The organism is Aeromicrobium sp. Sec7.5 (genome assembly GCF_036867135.1).
Classification (GTDB): domain Bacteria; phylum Actinomycetota; class Actinomycetes; order Propionibacteriales; family Nocardioidaceae; genus Aeromicrobium.
Window position 1 is genome coordinate 416,264 of the sequence record NZ_JBAJIJ010000002.1, and the last position, 14,367, is coordinate 430,630.

A 14,367-nucleotide genomic window follows, 5' to 3' on the forward strand; every position below is an offset into this window, starting at 1 on the left:
AGCATATCGTGTGATCGTGGAATCTTTCGATCATCGAACCTTCTTCCTCGCGCGTCTCGTCGGCCCGGGCCGATCCATCGCGGTCCTGCTCGCCGGACTGCTGCTGGGAGCCGCCGTGCTGGTCCTGGCACCGGCCCCGACCGAGGGCAGCGACGCCGGGTCGAACCTGCCCGACGACGCCGAGTCGTCGATCGCGCAGGAGCGGCTCGCCACCCTGCCCGAGGGCGACGACGCGCCGGCCATCGTCGTGTTCTCGCGCGACGGTGGACTCGATGCCGCCGATCTCGCAGCCGCGGGCGAGCGCGTGCAGGCCCTCAGCCAGGAGCTGGACGTCGAGGCCGTCGGGCCGATCCCTTCCGACGACGGTTCCGTCGCCCTCGCGCAGGTGCCGGTGTCCGGCGACCTGTCGAACGAGGAGAACGGCGACCTGGTCGCCGAGATCCGGTCGATCGCGAAGGACGACCTGCCCGACGGCCTCACGACCCAGGTCACGGGAGGACCGGCCGTCCAGGCCGATCTCGGTGAGGTCTTCTCCGGTGCCGACACCCGCCTGCTGCTCGTCACCGCCTCGGTCGTGGCCCTGCTCCTCATCATCACGTACCGCAGCCCGTGGTTGTGGATCGTGCCGCTCGCGGTGATCGGCCTGGGCGACCGGGTGGCGGCCAAGGTCGTCGACACCGTCTCGGCCTGGAGCGGGCTCGCGGTCGACGGCTCGATCACGGGCATCACGTCGGTGCTCGTCTTCGGCGCGGGCACGAACTACGCCCTGCTGCTGATCGCCCGGTACCGCGAGGAGCTCCGGCGGCACGAGAGCCGCCACGAGGCGATGCGGCAGGCCGTCGGTGCCGCCGCGCCGGCCATCCTGTCGAGCTCCGGCACCGTGATCCTCGGCCTGCTCACGCTGCTCGTCGCGGACTCCCCCTTCGTGAGCCGGATCGGGCTGGCGGGCGCCGCCGGACTCGCGGTCGCCGTCTTCTTCGCCCTCGTGGTGCTGCCGGCCGCCATGTCGCTGCCCGGTCGATGGTTGTTCTGGCCCTTCGTCCCCCGGGTGGGCGACGAGGACCGCGCGCACCGAGGCGTGTGGGGTCGGGTCGGAGCCGCCGTGACGGCACGTCCCGCGGTCGTGACCGTCGCCGGACTCGCGGTGCTCGGCGCGATGGCGCTCGGCGCGCTCGGCATCAAGACCGGGCTGGCGCAGGACGAGCAGTTCCTCGACACCCCGGAGTCGATCAGCGCCCAGTCGACGCTCTCATCGGCGTTCGCGGGCGGCATCTCCTCGCCCACCGTGGTGGCGACGGTCGCGGACTCGGTCGGCGACGTCGCGGCCGCGGCAGCCGAGGTCGACGGCGTCCAGTCCGCCGAGTCCGCAGGCGGGGACGACACCACCGGCGAGGTCAGGGTCGTGCTCGAGGCCGACCCCGGAAGCGGTGCAGCACTGGCGACGATCGATCGACTCCGCGACGCCGTGCACGAGGTCGACCCCGACGCTGCCGTCGGCGGGCCCGATGCCGAAGCGGTCGACGAGGCGGACACCGCCGCCTCGGACCGGACCAAGATCGTGCCGCTCGTGCTGGCCGTGGTCCTCGTGATGCTGCTCGTGCTGCTGAGGTCCGCCGTGGCCGCGGTGCTGCTGGGTGCCACGACCGTGCTCTCGTACCTCTCGGCCCTGGGGGTCGGGTGGCTCTTCTTCGACCACGTCCTGGGGTGGCCGGCGATGGACGTCAGCACGCCCCTGCTCGCCTTCATCTTCCTCGTGGCCCTGGGCGTCGACTACAACATCTTCCTCACGGCCCGGGCTCGCGAGGAGATGGCGGCCACGGGCGACGCGACGCAGTCGGTCGTCACCGCGCTCGCCGTCACCGGTGGTGTCATCACGAGCGCCGGCGTCCTGCTCGCCGCGGTGTTCACGGTGCTGGGTGTGCTGCCGCTGGTGCTCCTGGCGCAGCTCGGCGTGCTCGTCGGGTTCGGCGTGCTGCTCGACACCGTCGTGGTCCGTGGCCTCGTGACGCCGGCCATGGTCGCCTGGATCGGCCGCCGCTTCTGGTGGCCCAGCCGCCTGGGGCGGTGAGCTTGCCGTCACCGCTGCACGCCGGATGACGGCGGATTCACCGCCGTCGGCGCAGACCCCGAAGGATCAGCTGGCGTCGCGGTCCTTGAACAGCTGCTCAACGAGCTCAGGCTTCTCCGCGAGCTCGGCGTACTGATCAGGGATCGGTTCGCCGTCCTCGCCGTGAAGCTCTCGCTGGAGGTCGCTGAAGTCCGGATCGAAGGTCCGGTACTTGAGATTGCGTGCAACCTTGGTCTGCTTGGCTTTCGCACGGCCGCGCCCCATGGGTCGACCCCCTCGCACAGTGATGATGAGTATGTCGTGCCGTCAGCCTACAGAATCATCGGTCGAGATGCGTCACGGGGTCGAGGTGTGTTCCCCCACCATCGTGACCGAGCCCCCGGCGCCGTGGACGCCGGCGTCCGCCACCTCGCCCGCGACCCAGGCCTCGACGCCGTGCTCGGCGAGCAGCCGCACCGCCGCGTCAGCCGATTCGGGCTCCACGAGCGCGATCATGCCGACTCCTACGTTCAGCGCCTGCTCGAGCGCGGGGCGCTCCACCCGCCCGAGCTCGGCGACGAGACCGAACATCGGGTCCGGCGTCCAGGTGGCGCGGTCGACGCGGACCGACACCGACTCCGGGACGACGCGCTCGAGGTTGGCCGCGAGCCCGCCACCGGTGATGTGCGACATCGCGTGGACGCCGCCGGCGCGCGCGAGCGCGAGGCACGGCAGCGTGTAGAGCTTGGTGGGGACGAGCAGGGCCTCGCCGAGCGTCGTGCCGAGCTCGGGCACGTGGCGGTCGAGCGACCAGCCCGCGCCCTCGCGGTTGCCTCCGCCGAAGAACACGTGGCGCACGAGTGAGTAGCCGTTGGAGTGCAGGCCCGACGACGCCATCGCGATCACGACGTCACCGGGACGGACGAGCTCACGGCCCAGGAGATCGTCGGCCTCGACGACTCCGGTGGTGGAGCCGGCGATGTCGTACTCGTCGGGGCTCAGCAGGCCGGGGTGCTCGGCCGTCTCGCCACCCAGCAGGGCAGTGCCGGACTCTGCGCACGCCTGCGCGATGCCCTTGACGATCTCGGCGATGCGCTCGGGCACGACCTTGCCGCACGCGATGTAGTCGGTCATGAACAACGGCTCGGCGCCGCACACCACTAGGTCGTCGACGAGCATGCCGACGAGGTCGAAGCCGATCGTGTCGTGCTTGTCCATGCGCTGGGCGATCTGGACCTTGGTGCCGACGCCGTCGGCGGAGGTGGCCAGCAGCGGCCGGCGGTAGTCCTTCAGGGCTGAGGCGTCGAACAGGCCGGCGAAGCCGCCGATGCCGCCCACGACCTCGGGGCGGCGGGCCTTGTCGACCCAGGTCTTCATGAGCTCGACGGCGCGATCGCCCTCGGCGACGGAGACGCCGGCGGCCGCGTAGTCGGTCACTGGATCACCTTCAGGGTCGTGGTGTCGGCGGGCAGCTCCAGGAGGTGCTTGCCGATCAGGTCGTCCTCGGGGAGAGCGACGGGGTAGATGCCGTCGAAGCACGCCCGGCAGAGGTTGTCCTTCGGCACGTTCGTGGCCTCGACGAGGTCGTCGAGCTCGACGTACGACAGCGAGTCGGCGCCGATCGAGCGGCGGATCTCGTCGACGCTGATGCCGTTGGCGATGAGCTCGGCCCGCGAGGCGAAGTCGATGCCGTAGAAGCACGGCCACTTGACCGGTGGGCTCGAGATGCGCACGTGGACCTCGGCCGCACCGAACTCGCGGAGCATGCGCACGAGCGCCCGCTGGGTGTTGCCGCGGACGATCGAGTCGTCGACGACGACGAGGCGCTTGCCGGCCACGACGTCGCGCAGCGGGTTGAGCTTGAGCCGGATGCCGAGCTGGCGGATGGTCTGCGACGGCTGGATGAACGTGCGGCCCACGTAGGAGTTCTTGACCAGGCCGTGGCCGAACGGGATGCCCGACTCGGCGGCGTAGCCGATCGCGGCGGGCGTGCCCGACTCCGGCACGGGGATGACGAGGTCGGCCTCGACCGGTGCGGTGTTCGCCAGCTTGCGACCGATGCGCTCGCGGACGCTGAACACGCGCTGGTCGTTGATCGTGGTGTCGGGGCGCGCGAGGTAGACGTACTCGAAGATGCAGCCCTTGGGGGCCGGCTCGGCGAAGCGCTCGCTGCGCAGGCCGTTCTCGTCGACCGCGATGAACTCGCCCGGCTCGATCTCCCGGATGTAGGAGGCGCCCACGATGTCGAGGGCCGCGGTCTCGCTGGCCACGACCCAGCCGCGCTCGAGGCGGCCGAGGACGAGGGGACGGATGCCCTGCGGGTCGCGGGCGGCGTAGAGCGTGTGCTCGTCCATGAACACGAGCGAGAAGGCGCCGCGCACCTTCGGCAGGACCTCGAGCGCGGCCTCCTCGACGGAGCGATCGCGGTAGGACGCGAGCAGGCTCGCCATCGCGGCGGTGTCGCTCGTGGCGGTCTCGTGCGGACGGCTCTCGCCCGCCGTGCGCTGGTCGAGCAGCTCGACGAGCTCGGCGGTGTTGGTGAGGTTGCCGTTGTGGCCCAGGGCCACCGAGCCGGACGCCGTGGGACGGAACGTCGGCTGCGCGTTCTGCCACACGCTGGAGCCGGTCGTGGAGTAGCGGGCGTGACCGATCGCGATCTCGCCCTTGAGCGAGTCGAGCGTGGACTCGTCGAAGACCTGGCTCACGAGGCCCATGTCCTTGTAGACGAGGATCTGGCGGCCGTTGCTGACCGCGATGCCCGCCGACTCCTGGCCGCGGTGCTGCAACGCGTACAGGCCGAAGTAGGTCAGCTTCGCGACCTCTTCGCCCGGCGCCCAGACGCCGAAGACGCCACAGGCGTCCTGAGGACCCCGATCCGAGGGATCGATGTCGTGGGTGAGAAGACCATCGCCGCGCGCCACGGCACCAGTGTAGGGCCGCGACCGGAGCCGGCCTACCGCCCACCGAGCCACGGCGTGCGCGACGGCCGCCGGTGGCTAGCCTCGGACGCATGGCGATGGCCTTCTGGTTCGGGGTGGCGACCGCGGTACCGCTCGTGATCGGCGCAGCGGTCGGCCTGCGGTGGCAGCTGCCGATACCCGTGCTCGCGGTGCTGATGGCGTTCGGTGCCGGCACGCTCACCGCGGCCGCGTCCGAGGAGCTCTTCGGTCCGGCGTTCCGGTCGGAGGGCGTCCTGCTGGCGGGCGGGGCGCTGCTGCTCGGCGCAGGCGTCTACGTCGGTGCGAGCCACCTGCTCGACACCCGGCTGGGCGCCGCGGCTGCCGGGCCGGCCCTGCTGCTCGGCGCGGTCCTCGACGGCATCCCGGAGAACATCGCGCTCGGCGTGGGCCTCGTGCAGGGTGGCAGCGTCGTGCTGCTCGTGGCGATCAGTGTGGGCAACGTGCCCGAGGCGGTCAGCAGCGGCGCCCTGCTCGGCCGGTCGAGCTTCGGCCACGCGCGTGCCCTCGGACTCTGGGCGTTCACGGGCCTGGTGCTCGTGGCCTGCACCGTCGGCGCCTATGCGGCCTCCGACGCCATGAGCGACACCTCGATCGCCCTCGTGCAGGCCTTCGCCGGCGGCGCCACGATCGCGGTGCTGGCCGACACGCTGTTCCCGGAGGCCTACCGCGAGGGCGGCTGGTGGGTCGGCCTGGCGACCGCGTGCGGCTTCCTGACGGCCTTCGCGCTCGGCTGAGCCGACCGTTCGGCCTGCAGAACCGCGCTCGTCTGGTGGGATGGGGGGCATGAGCAGCGATCAGGTCCACGTGGAGCGCGTCATCGAGGCCCCCGCCTCCGCCATCTTCGCCGTTGTCGCCGATGCCTCACGGCACCAGGAGATCGACGGCTCCGGCACGGTCAAGGGCGTCAAGCAGCCCGGCGAGCCGCTCCACCTCGGCTCGGAGTTCGGGATGTCGATGAAGATGGGCCTGCCCTACTCGACCAAGAACGTCGTGGTCGAGTACGAGCAGGACCGGCTCATCGCCTGGAAGACGACCGGCCTCGGCGGGCTGATCGGCGGGCGCATCTGGCGCTACGAGCTCGAGCCCGCCGGTGACGGCACCCTCGTCCGTGAGACGTGGGACGTCAGCCAGGACAAGCAGAAGGTCTTCCTGAAGAAGGGCTCGATGCCCGACAACACCGGGAAGGCGATGACCAAGACGCTCAAGCGGCTCGCCGAGCTGCTCGAGCGCTGAGCCTGGCCGTGACCGAGCTGCTGCTCGGGGCGACCGCCCTGACCACGGGGCTGGTCGCCGGCCTGTTCGCAGGCTTCGCCTACGCCGTGATGCCCGGGTTGCGCCGCGCCGACGACGCCACGGTCGTGCAGACGATGCGCGAGGTCAACCGGGCGATCCTCAACCCGGTGTTCGCGGTGCTGTTCGCGGGCTCGCTGCTGCTCGGCATCGCCGCCACCGTCACGGCTCGCGACTCCGGTGGCGCCGGGTGGGCGCTCGCCGGCCTGGTCACGTACGTCGCCACGCTGGCCATCACGATCGGACGCAACGTGCCGATGAACGAGGCGCTGGAGCGCGGCACGGGCGAGGCGTCCGACCTGCGGGCCCGCTTCGAGCGCCCGTGGACCCGGTGGAACCTGGCCCGCACCGCGACGAACGTCGTCTCGACGGCCTGCTGGATCACGGCGCTCGCCACGGCCTGAAGGACCCTTGGTGCCGGGCACCCTGGCGGCTGTGCCACGGGGCCACCTAGGCTCATGTGATCGCCGTCACACGCCTGTCAGGAGCGCCCATGACCACCGTCCCCACCGCCACCTTCCTGCCCGACTTCCTCGAGCACCAGGCCCGGGTCCAGCCCGACGCGACGTGCTGGATCTACGGCGAGCGCACGTGGACCTTCGCCGAGGCCTGGGCGTCGGTGCGGCGCACGGCCGCCGCACTGCGGGCGAGCGGCATCGGACGGGGTGACCGCGTGGCGGTGCTCGAGAAGAACAACCCGGCGATCCTCCAGCTCATCCTGGGCGGCAGCCTGGTCGGCGCGGCCACCACGGTGGTCAACTGGCGCCTGGCCGGCGACGAGCTCGACTACGTCGTCAACGACAGCGGCGCGCGGCTCGCCGTCGTCGGCGCCGACCTCCAGGACGCCTACGACCTCGTGGCCGACCGACTCGAGCACGTCGAGCGGGCCGTGCGCCTGGGCGGTGAGCACGACGAGTTCGAGGCCTGGACGACGGGCACCGAGCCGATCGACCGCCAGCCCGACGTCGTGCCCGACGACGTCTGCGTCGTCATGTACTCCTCCGGCACCACCGGGCGGCCCAAGGGCGTGCAGCTCACGCAGCACGCCATGGTGCGGCACTGCTACGTCGGCGGCGGCGACGCGGAGTACGCCGAGGGCTCGATGATGATGGTCGCGATGCCGATGTTCCACGTCGGGGGCACGTCGTACGCGCTCCTCGGGCTGACGCACGGCATTCCCGCCTTCGTGGTCAAGGAGGTCGATCCGACCCTGATGGCCGGGGCGATGCTCGCCGGCTGCACCCACGCGTTCCTCGTGCCGCCCGTCATCGCGGCGCTGCTGCAGGCCGGCGAGCAGGCGATGGGCCTGTTCGGTCGCCTCCGCCAGGTCGGCTACGGCGCCGCGCCCATGCCGCCGCCGGTCGTGCGCAAGGTCATCGAGGCCTGGCCCGACACCTCGTTCATGCAGGTCTACGGCATGACCGAGTTCGGCGGGGTCATCTCGGTGCTCGACGACGCCGCCCACCGTGACCTGGACCGTCCGGAGCGCCTGCTCTCGGTCGGTCAGCCGGTCGAGGGGGCCGAGCTGCGGGTCGTCGACCCGGGCACGCTCGAGGACGTGCCCACCGGCACGTCCGGCGAGCTCTGGTTCCGCACCGAGCAGGCCACGATCGGGTACCTGGGGCGCCCCGAGGCCACCTCGGAGCTCATCACCGACGACGGCTGGGTGCGCACGGGCGACGTCGGACGCGTCGACGACGGCGGCTTCATCTTCATCGAGGACCGAATCAAGGACATGATCATCACCGGCGGCGAGAACGTGTACTCCCCCGAGGTCGAGCGCGTCCTGGCCGAGCACCCCGCCGTGCTGGAGGCCGCCGTGATCGGCGTGCCCGACGACCGGTGGGGCGAGACGGTCAAGGCCGTCGTGGCCCTGCGGCCCGGTGTGGAGGCGACGGCGGAGGAGCTGATCGGCTTCACGAAGGAGCACCTGGCCCACTACAAGGCCCCGACCACGATCGATGTGATCGGCGCCCTCCCCCGCAACCCGTCGGGCAAGATCCTCAAGCGCGACCTGCGCAAGCCGTACTGGGGCGACCAGCAGCGCCAGGTCTGACCGGGACGGGCGAAGCGCCGCCCCTTGAGGTGCGAGTGAGGAACGAGGAGCCTCGAAAGGGGTACCGACACCACCACCTGACCAAGGTTTCGAGGCTCGTCGCTGGCGCTCCTCACACCTCAACCACCGGGAGTGCGGGCGGAGCCCCGCCCCTTGAGGTGCGAGGAACGAGCCTCGAAAGGGGTACCGACACCACCACCTGACCAAGGTTTCGAGGCTCGTCGCTGGCGCTCCTCACACCTCAACCACCGGGAGTGCGGGCGAAGCCCCGCCCCTTGAGGTGCGAGGAACGAGCCCCGAAAGGGGTACCGACACCACCACCTGACCAAGGTTTCGAGGCTCGTCGCTGGCGCTCCTCACACCTCAACCACCGGGAGTGCGGGCGGAGCCCCGCCCCTTGAGGTGCGAGGAACGAGCCTCGAAAGGGGTACCGCAACCCGAGGGCTCAGGTGAGGGGGAGGTGGGGGGTGAGGTCGGAGCGCTCACCGCTGGCCTTCACCCGGTACGCAGCCCGGGCCTCGGCCCAGGTGGTCGTGCCCCTCGCCAGGGCGATCCAGGTGGGGGCGTCGGTCTCCACCACCGCAGGCGGGGTGCCGCGAGTGTGCTTGGCGCCCTCGACCACCTGGACCGCCGCGAATGGCGGCACCCGGACCTCGACGCTGTGGCCGGGCGAGCGCGACTCCAGCACCGCCATGAAGTGGCGCGTCGCGGCGGCGAGGTCGGCACGCTCGGCGCCGCCGGCGTCGAGCCGGGCGAGGACCGCGGCGAGCTCGGCGGGGGGCAACGGTGTGAGTCGACGGGCCACCGGCTCAGGCTAGTCGCCCTGAGCCGTCGAGCGGCGCGACGAGGGCCCCCGAGGCACACTGGCGGCATGGACCCCCGCGCGAAGCTCGGCGAGCTGATCTTCGCCCGCGTCGCGGGCGACGACGGCCCGGCGCACCGCGACCGCATCCACTTCGCCGACGGGCCGCGTCGGTTCGGTCCCGACTCGGCGATCGTGCAGGTGCACGGTGACGCCTCGATGTTCATCGGCGGCATCCGGGCGCTGCTGCTGCAGTCGCTGCACCCCCTCGCGATGGCCGCGGTCGACCAGCACTCGGGCTTCCGGGGTGACCCGTGGGGCCGCCTGCAGCGCACGAGCCACTTCCTCGCCACCACGACGTTCGGCACCGAGGCCGATGCCGACCGCATGGTCCGCGCGGTTCGTGCGGTCCACGACACCATCACCGGCACGGCGCCCGACGGTCGGCCGTACCGGGCGTCCGACCCGCACCTGCTGCGCTGGGTGCACGTCGCCGAGGTCGACAGCTTCCTGCGTGCGCACAACCGATACGGAGCGAAGCCCCTCGACGCCGCAGGACGCGACCAGTACCTGGCCGAGGCGGCCGTCGTCGCCCGGCAGCTCGGCGCCGAGGACGTCCCCGCATCGGTCGCCGAGCTCGAGCAGGCGCTGGCCGGCTACCGGTCGGAGCTGCGGAGCACACCGGCAGCCCGTCGGACCGCGCGCTTCCTCCTGGTCAACCCACCGGTCCCGCTGCCGCTGCGCGCGCCCTACGCACTGCTCGCCGGCGCCGCCGTGGGGCTGCTGCCCCGATGGGCCCGGCTGCCGCTGCGCCTGCCCTGGCTCCCCGTCTCGGAGTCGACCGCGATCCGCCTCGGCGGCGAGACCGCGGTCCGCACGATCCGCTGGGCCATGACGCCTCCGGCGTCGAGCGTCAGCTGACCGGGACGACGCGCTCGAGGAACTCGAGGTAGTCGGCGACGGCCGCCTCGAACGGTTCGCCGAGGTAGATCTCGAAGTGACCCACATCGTGGTGACGCACCTCGATCGCCGACGACCGCGCGAGCTGGCGGGTCGCCGTGCGTGACGGCGCCACGGTGTCGCGGTCGCAGACCGCTGCCAGCACTGGCGTGCGGATGCCCTTCACCTTGCGGCCGGGCCCGTAGAGCATGACCTCGACCGCGGCGCGGCCCGCCATCCGGTTCTCGAAGTCCGGGGCGTCGGCCGTGAGCACCCGCATGGCCGGCTCGGCATCGGGCGCGGTCATCATCGCGGTCCCCCCAGCGGGGGCTGAACCGGCGATGTAGACCGGATCACGGCGGAACAGGCGCGCGACGAGATCCCGGAGTGCCGTCCAGGTCACCTTGAGCGAGGTCAGCGTGGGCACCACCCGCAGCGAGGCGATGCCGTCGGTGAACGGGCACTGGGCGATCGCGGCGGCGAGGTCGGACCGGTGCGCCAGCGTCAGGGCGTGGCCGCCGCCGAAGCTCGTGCCCCACACCACGACGCGATCCGGATCGACGCCGGGCAGCGTGCGGGCGAACGCGATCGCGGCGTCCCAGTCCTCCAGCTGGCGCTTGACCGAGAGCACCTGGCGCGGCTCGCCCCCGCTTCCGCCGAAGCTGCGGTAGTCGAACGCCAGCGCCGCGTAGCCGGCCTCGACGAACCGGCTCGCGAAGGCGTCGAGACCGGCCGACTTCACGTAGCCGAGCCCGTGACCGAGCACGACGACCGGAACCGGCCCGGCGGGGTCGTCCGGTGCGTAGGCCCAGGCCTCCACGGTGGTTCCCTGCACGTCGAAGGTCACGGTGGTGCGCATGGCGGGGTCCGATCGGTCAGAGGGTCAGGACTCGGCCGGCGACGACGAGGAGCACCTGGTCGCACTCGGCCGCGACGGCTTGGTTGGCGCGCCCGAGCATGTCACGGAACAGCCGACCCGACCGGTGTTCGGGCACCACGCCCATGCCGACCTCGTTCGTGACCACGACGATCGGCTGCTCGCTCTCGGCCACGGCGCGCGCGACCGCGGCGATGCGCTCGCGCAGCACGGGCTCCCAGTCGTCCTGCAGGGCGTCCCACGCGTCGAGCTCGTCGAGCTGGGCGGTGATCCAGGTGCCCAGGCAGTCGACGATCACCGCGCCCTCGGCGGCGGCGATGGCGTCCGGCAGCTCGACCGACTCCACCGTGGCCCAGTGCGCCGGTCGGCGCGACCGGTGCGAGGCGACGCGCGCCGCCCAGTCGGGGTCGTCCTCGACCTCGGGCGCGGGGCCCGGAGCCACGTAGGTGACGACCGGCTCGCCGACCACCAACGACTCCGCGTGGAAGGACTTGCCCGAGCGAGCTCCTCCGGTCACGAGCACCTTCATGCGCCACCTCCGTCGGTCGGCCCCGTCAGTCACCTCAGGGTAGGCCACCGAGATCCCCGGCATCAGTGCCGAGTTGCGGCCCCGGACCGCGGTGCCAGAGTGTCGGGAACGGCCGCACCACGTTGGACGAGGAGCACGCTCATGACCGATGCCCCGACGTCGTCCGGTCGAGGACCGGCACCCACCGAGGAGCTGCAGCGGGCCATCGGCGGGCCGCTCCTGTTCTTCTACGTGCTCGGCGACGTGCTCGGGTCCGGCATCTACGCCCTCATCGGCGTCATGGCGTTCACGGTGGGAGGCGCGTTCTGGCTGTCGTTCGTCATCGGCGTCTCCGTCGCCCTCCTGACCGGGTTCGCCTACGCCGAGCTGATCACGAAGTACCCCCAGGCCGCCGGCGCCGCTCTCTACACGCACAAGGCGTTCAAGAGCCCGCCCGTGACGTTCCTCGTGACGTTCTGCCTGCTCGCCGCCACGATCGCCGCGGCGGGCACGCTCGCCCGGGTCTTCGGCGGCACCTACTTCGAGTCGGTCACCGAGGGCACGATCCTCGAGGGCATGTCCACGACTGCCGTGGCCATCGTCTTCATCATCGTCCTGTCGCTGCTGAACTTCCGCGGCATCAGCGAGTCGGTGTGGGCCAACGCCATCATGACGGCCGTCGAGACGGTCGGGCTCGCGATCGTCCTGCTCGTCGGCATCCTGGTGGTCGTCAGCGGCGACGCGGACTTCAGCCAGCCGTTCGACCTCAATGACGGCAACCCGGCGCTCGTGGTGCTGAGCGGCGTGGCCCTGGCGTTCTTCGCGATGACCGGGTTCGAGAACGCGGCGAACATCGCCGAGGAGGTCCGTGAGCCGAGCAAGGTCTTCCCGAAGGCACTGCTGGGCGGCATGGCCACGGCCGGCGTCCTCTACATGGTCATCGCGTTCATCGCCTCGATGGTCGCCCCGATCGAGGACCTCGCGGCCGACAGCGGCGAGGGCGGCAGCCTCCTGACCGTCGTCCAGGCCGGGCCGCTCGCGGTCCCCGACGAGGTCTTCGCCGTCATTGCGCTGGTCGCCGTCACCAACACCGCGCTCGTCTCCCTCGTCGCCCAGTCGCGGATCATGTACGGCATGGCGAAGCAGGGCATCGTGCCCCGGATCTTCGCCCGCACCCACGCCACCCGGCGCACGCCGTGGGTCGCGATCATCTTCACCGCGAGCCTGGTGTGCCTGCTGCTCGCCACGGCCGACGTCGATCGTCTCGCCACCGTGACGGTGCTGTTCCTGATCGTCGTCTACGGCGTGGTCTGCCTCGCCGCACTCGTCCTGCGTCGTGGTTCCGGCGTCGACCACGAGAACTACAGCGCCCCGACCTTCCTGCTGTACCTCGGCGTGGTCGCGAACGTCGCGATCCTGATCTACACCGCGATCGACGACCCTGGCTCTCTGGTCTGGTGCGGTGGCATTCTGGCCTTGGGTGTCGTCCTGTACTTCATCAACCGGCTCGCCATGTCGGGCGACCCGCAGTCCATCGATCCGGCCGAGCTCACCGGCTGACCTGAGCTCACACACCACTAGGGGTTGCCATGCACGTCCTCGTTGCCACCGACGGATCTCGCCAGTCCCACGACGCGGCGAAGTTCCTGCGCAAGACCGTCGCCGCGAAGACCGTCACGAAGGTCTCGGTCGTCGCCGTCGTGAGCCCCCTGGCGGCCGTCCCGTTCGCGACCGACGACGACTCCAGCATCGACGAGATGTCGTTCCGCGCGTCGGCCGAGAAGGCCGTGCTGAGCGTCGCCGCGGAGCTCACCGACTGGGGTCCGCCCGTCTCGACCCACGTCTACGGCGGGTCGCCGGCGAACGAGATCCTCAAGGCCGCCACACGGTTCGGCTCCGGCCTCATCGTGCTCGCGAGCAGCAGCACCCGCACCCAGGCCGTGCTGATGGGCTCGGTCGCGAACAAGGTGCTCAACCAGGCCACCGCGCCCGTGCTCGTCCACCGCCCCGCCGCCCGCAAGAAGCCTGCCAAGAAGAAGTAGGCGATCGGGACCTGCGGGAGCGCTCGCGGGCCTAGCATCGCGGCATGCGCGTCCACCATCTCGTCGCGGGGCGCATGGCGCCGCCGCTGGGCCCCCCGATCATCTGCCACGTCCTGCTCGTGGAGCACCCGGACGGCCTGGTGCTGGTCGACAGCGGGCTCGGTCGCGCCGACCTGGCGGACCCGAAGCGGCTCGGACCGGCCCGTCACCTGCTGCGGCCGAAGGCGGGCGTGACGGCCATCGACGCCGTCGAGGCCGCCGGGTTCGACCCGGCCGACGTCGCCCACGTCGTGCTGACGCATCTCGACTTCGACCACGTCGGCGGTGCGCTCGACTTCCCGCAGGCCACCTGGCACACCACCGCGGCCGAGTGGGCGGCAGCGACCTCCGACATCAAGGCGATCGAGAAGTCGCGCTACCGCTCCGCCCACCTCGGCGGATCCCCGGTCGTCCAGAGCCACGCCGGCGAGGGCGACCCGTGGCGGCACGGACTGTCGGCGATCCAGGTGCTCGACGGCATCACCCTCGTGCCGATGATCGGCCACACGCGTGGGCATGCGGCGGTCACGGTCGAGGGTGAGTCGGGGCTGGTCGTGCACGCCGGGGACGCGGTGTTCGACGCCAGCCACTACGACCCCTCGCTCGCGAAGGTCGGCATCCTCCGCGCGTTCGAGAAGACCGTCGTGCGCCTCCCGAAGCGGCTCAAGATCAACCATGCCGCGCTGGCCGCGCTGCACGCCGACCCCGACGTGACGGTCGTCAACGCCCACGACGAGCGGGCGTTTCCCACCACCGGTGGTTGAGGTGCGAGGAGCCCTGGCGACGAGCCTCGAAGCCTGGGTCGGT

At 71.5% G+C, this 14,367-nt stretch carries 15 protein-coding genes; 9 read left to right on the forward strand and 6 right to left on the reverse strand.

What is annotated here, in order from left to right:
- Positions 1–16: 16 nt before the first annotated feature.
- The gene (locus V6S66_RS15375; RefSeq protein ID WP_334207659.1) at positions 17–2,068 is read left to right on the forward strand and encodes an MMPL family transporter; all 2,052 of its coding nucleotides are present in this window, start codon (positions 17–19) and stop codon (positions 2,066–2,068) included.
- A gap of 66 nt (positions 2,069–2,134) precedes the next feature.
- Here V6S66_RS15375 and V6S66_RS15380 read toward each other — a convergent pair whose 3' ends face one another.
- The 3 genes from V6S66_RS15380 to purF form a co-directional block, all read right to left on the reverse strand.
- Entirely contained in the window at positions 2,135–2,332 is a 198-nt protein-coding gene (locus V6S66_RS15380) for a DUF3073 family protein (RefSeq protein ID WP_334207660.1), read from the reverse strand.
- Positions 2,333–2,404: 72 nt separating this feature from the next.
- Positions 2,405–3,484: a phosphoribosylformylglycinamidine cyclo-ligase gene (gene purM, locus V6S66_RS15385; protein WP_334207661.1), complete on the reverse strand. Its 1,080-nt coding sequence runs from the start codon at positions 3,482–3,484 to the stop codon at positions 2,405–2,407.
- The gene (gene purF, locus V6S66_RS15390; RefSeq protein ID WP_334207662.1) at positions 3,481–4,968 is read right to left on the reverse strand and encodes an amidophosphoribosyltransferase; all 1,488 of its coding nucleotides are present in this window, start codon (positions 4,966–4,968) and stop codon (positions 3,481–3,483) included. The genes purM and purF overlap by 4 nt, the downstream gene beginning before the upstream one ends.
- Before the next feature lie 89 nt (positions 4,969–5,057).
- Here purF and V6S66_RS15395 point away from each other — a divergent pair, with 89 nt between their 5' ends.
- From V6S66_RS15395 to V6S66_RS15410, 4 genes are all read left to right on the forward strand, one after another.
- Positions 5,058–5,741 carry a ZIP family metal transporter gene (locus V6S66_RS15395; RefSeq protein WP_334207663.1) on the forward strand — a complete coding sequence of 228 codons (684 nt, stop codon included), beginning with the start codon at positions 5,058–5,060 and terminating at the stop codon, positions 5,739–5,741.
- Positions 5,742–5,790: 49 nt separating this feature from the next.
- Entirely contained in the window at positions 5,791–6,240 is a 450-nt protein-coding gene (locus V6S66_RS15400) for an SRPBCC family protein (RefSeq protein ID WP_334207664.1), read from the forward strand.
- Positions 6,241–6,248: 8 nt separating this feature from the next.
- Positions 6,249–6,701 carry an anthrone oxygenase family protein gene (locus V6S66_RS15405; protein ID WP_334207665.1) on the forward strand — a complete coding sequence of 151 codons (453 nt, stop codon included), beginning with the start codon at positions 6,249–6,251 and terminating at the stop codon, positions 6,699–6,701.
- Positions 6,702–6,790: 89 nt separating this feature from the next.
- Complete coding sequence (locus V6S66_RS15410; RefSeq protein WP_334207666.1) at positions 6,791–8,353, forward strand: class I adenylate-forming enzyme family protein; 1,563 nt, start codon at positions 6,791–6,793, stop codon at positions 8,351–8,353.
- A 445-nt stretch (positions 8,354–8,798) separates the two neighbouring features.
- Here the strand turns inward: V6S66_RS15410 and V6S66_RS15415 are convergent, their stop codons facing one another.
- Positions 8,799–9,158: a sterol carrier family protein gene (locus tag V6S66_RS15415; protein WP_334207667.1), complete on the reverse strand. Its 360-nt coding sequence runs from the start codon at positions 9,156–9,158 to the stop codon at positions 8,799–8,801.
- A gap of 66 nt (positions 9,159–9,224) precedes the next feature.
- On the opposite strand from V6S66_RS15415, the gene V6S66_RS15420 reads away from it, so the two are divergent.
- A complete protein-coding gene (locus tag V6S66_RS15420; RefSeq protein ID WP_334207668.1) occupies positions 9,225–10,076 on the forward strand; it encodes an oxygenase MpaB family protein in 852 nt (283 codons plus the stop codon).
- Here the strand turns inward: V6S66_RS15420 and V6S66_RS15425 are convergent.
- Both V6S66_RS15425 and cobU read right to left on the reverse strand, forming a co-directional pair.
- Positions 10,069–10,953, reverse strand: a complete 885-nt coding sequence (locus V6S66_RS15425; protein WP_334207669.1) for an alpha/beta hydrolase — start codon at positions 10,951–10,953, stop codon at positions 10,069–10,071. The two genes, V6S66_RS15420 and V6S66_RS15425, sit on opposite strands and share 8 nt — an antisense overlap.
- 16 nt (positions 10,954–10,969) lie before the next feature.
- Positions 10,970–11,500, reverse strand: a complete 531-nt coding sequence (gene cobU / locus V6S66_RS15430; RefSeq protein ID WP_334207670.1) for a bifunctional adenosylcobinamide kinase/adenosylcobinamide-phosphate guanylyltransferase — start codon at positions 11,498–11,500, stop codon at positions 10,970–10,972.
- 141 nt (positions 11,501–11,641) lie between these two features.
- Here cobU and V6S66_RS15435 point away from each other — a divergent pair, with 141 nt between their 5' ends.
- The 3 genes from V6S66_RS15435 to V6S66_RS15445 are packed head-to-tail and all read left to right on the forward strand — an operon-like array spanning position 11,642 to position 14,324.
- Entirely contained in the window at positions 11,642–13,039 is a 1,398-nt protein-coding gene (locus V6S66_RS15435) for an APC family permease (protein ID WP_334207671.1), read from the forward strand.
- A gap of 29 nt (positions 13,040–13,068) precedes the next feature.
- Complete coding sequence (locus V6S66_RS15440; RefSeq protein WP_334207672.1) at positions 13,069–13,521, forward strand: universal stress protein; 453 nt, start codon at positions 13,069–13,071, stop codon at positions 13,519–13,521.
- A gap of 44 nt (positions 13,522–13,565) precedes the next feature.
- A complete protein-coding gene (locus V6S66_RS15445) occupies positions 13,566–14,324 on the forward strand; it encodes an MBL fold metallo-hydrolase (RefSeq protein WP_334207673.1) in 759 nt (252 codons plus the stop codon).
- The last annotated feature ends 43 nt before the right edge of the window (positions 14,325–14,367 follow it).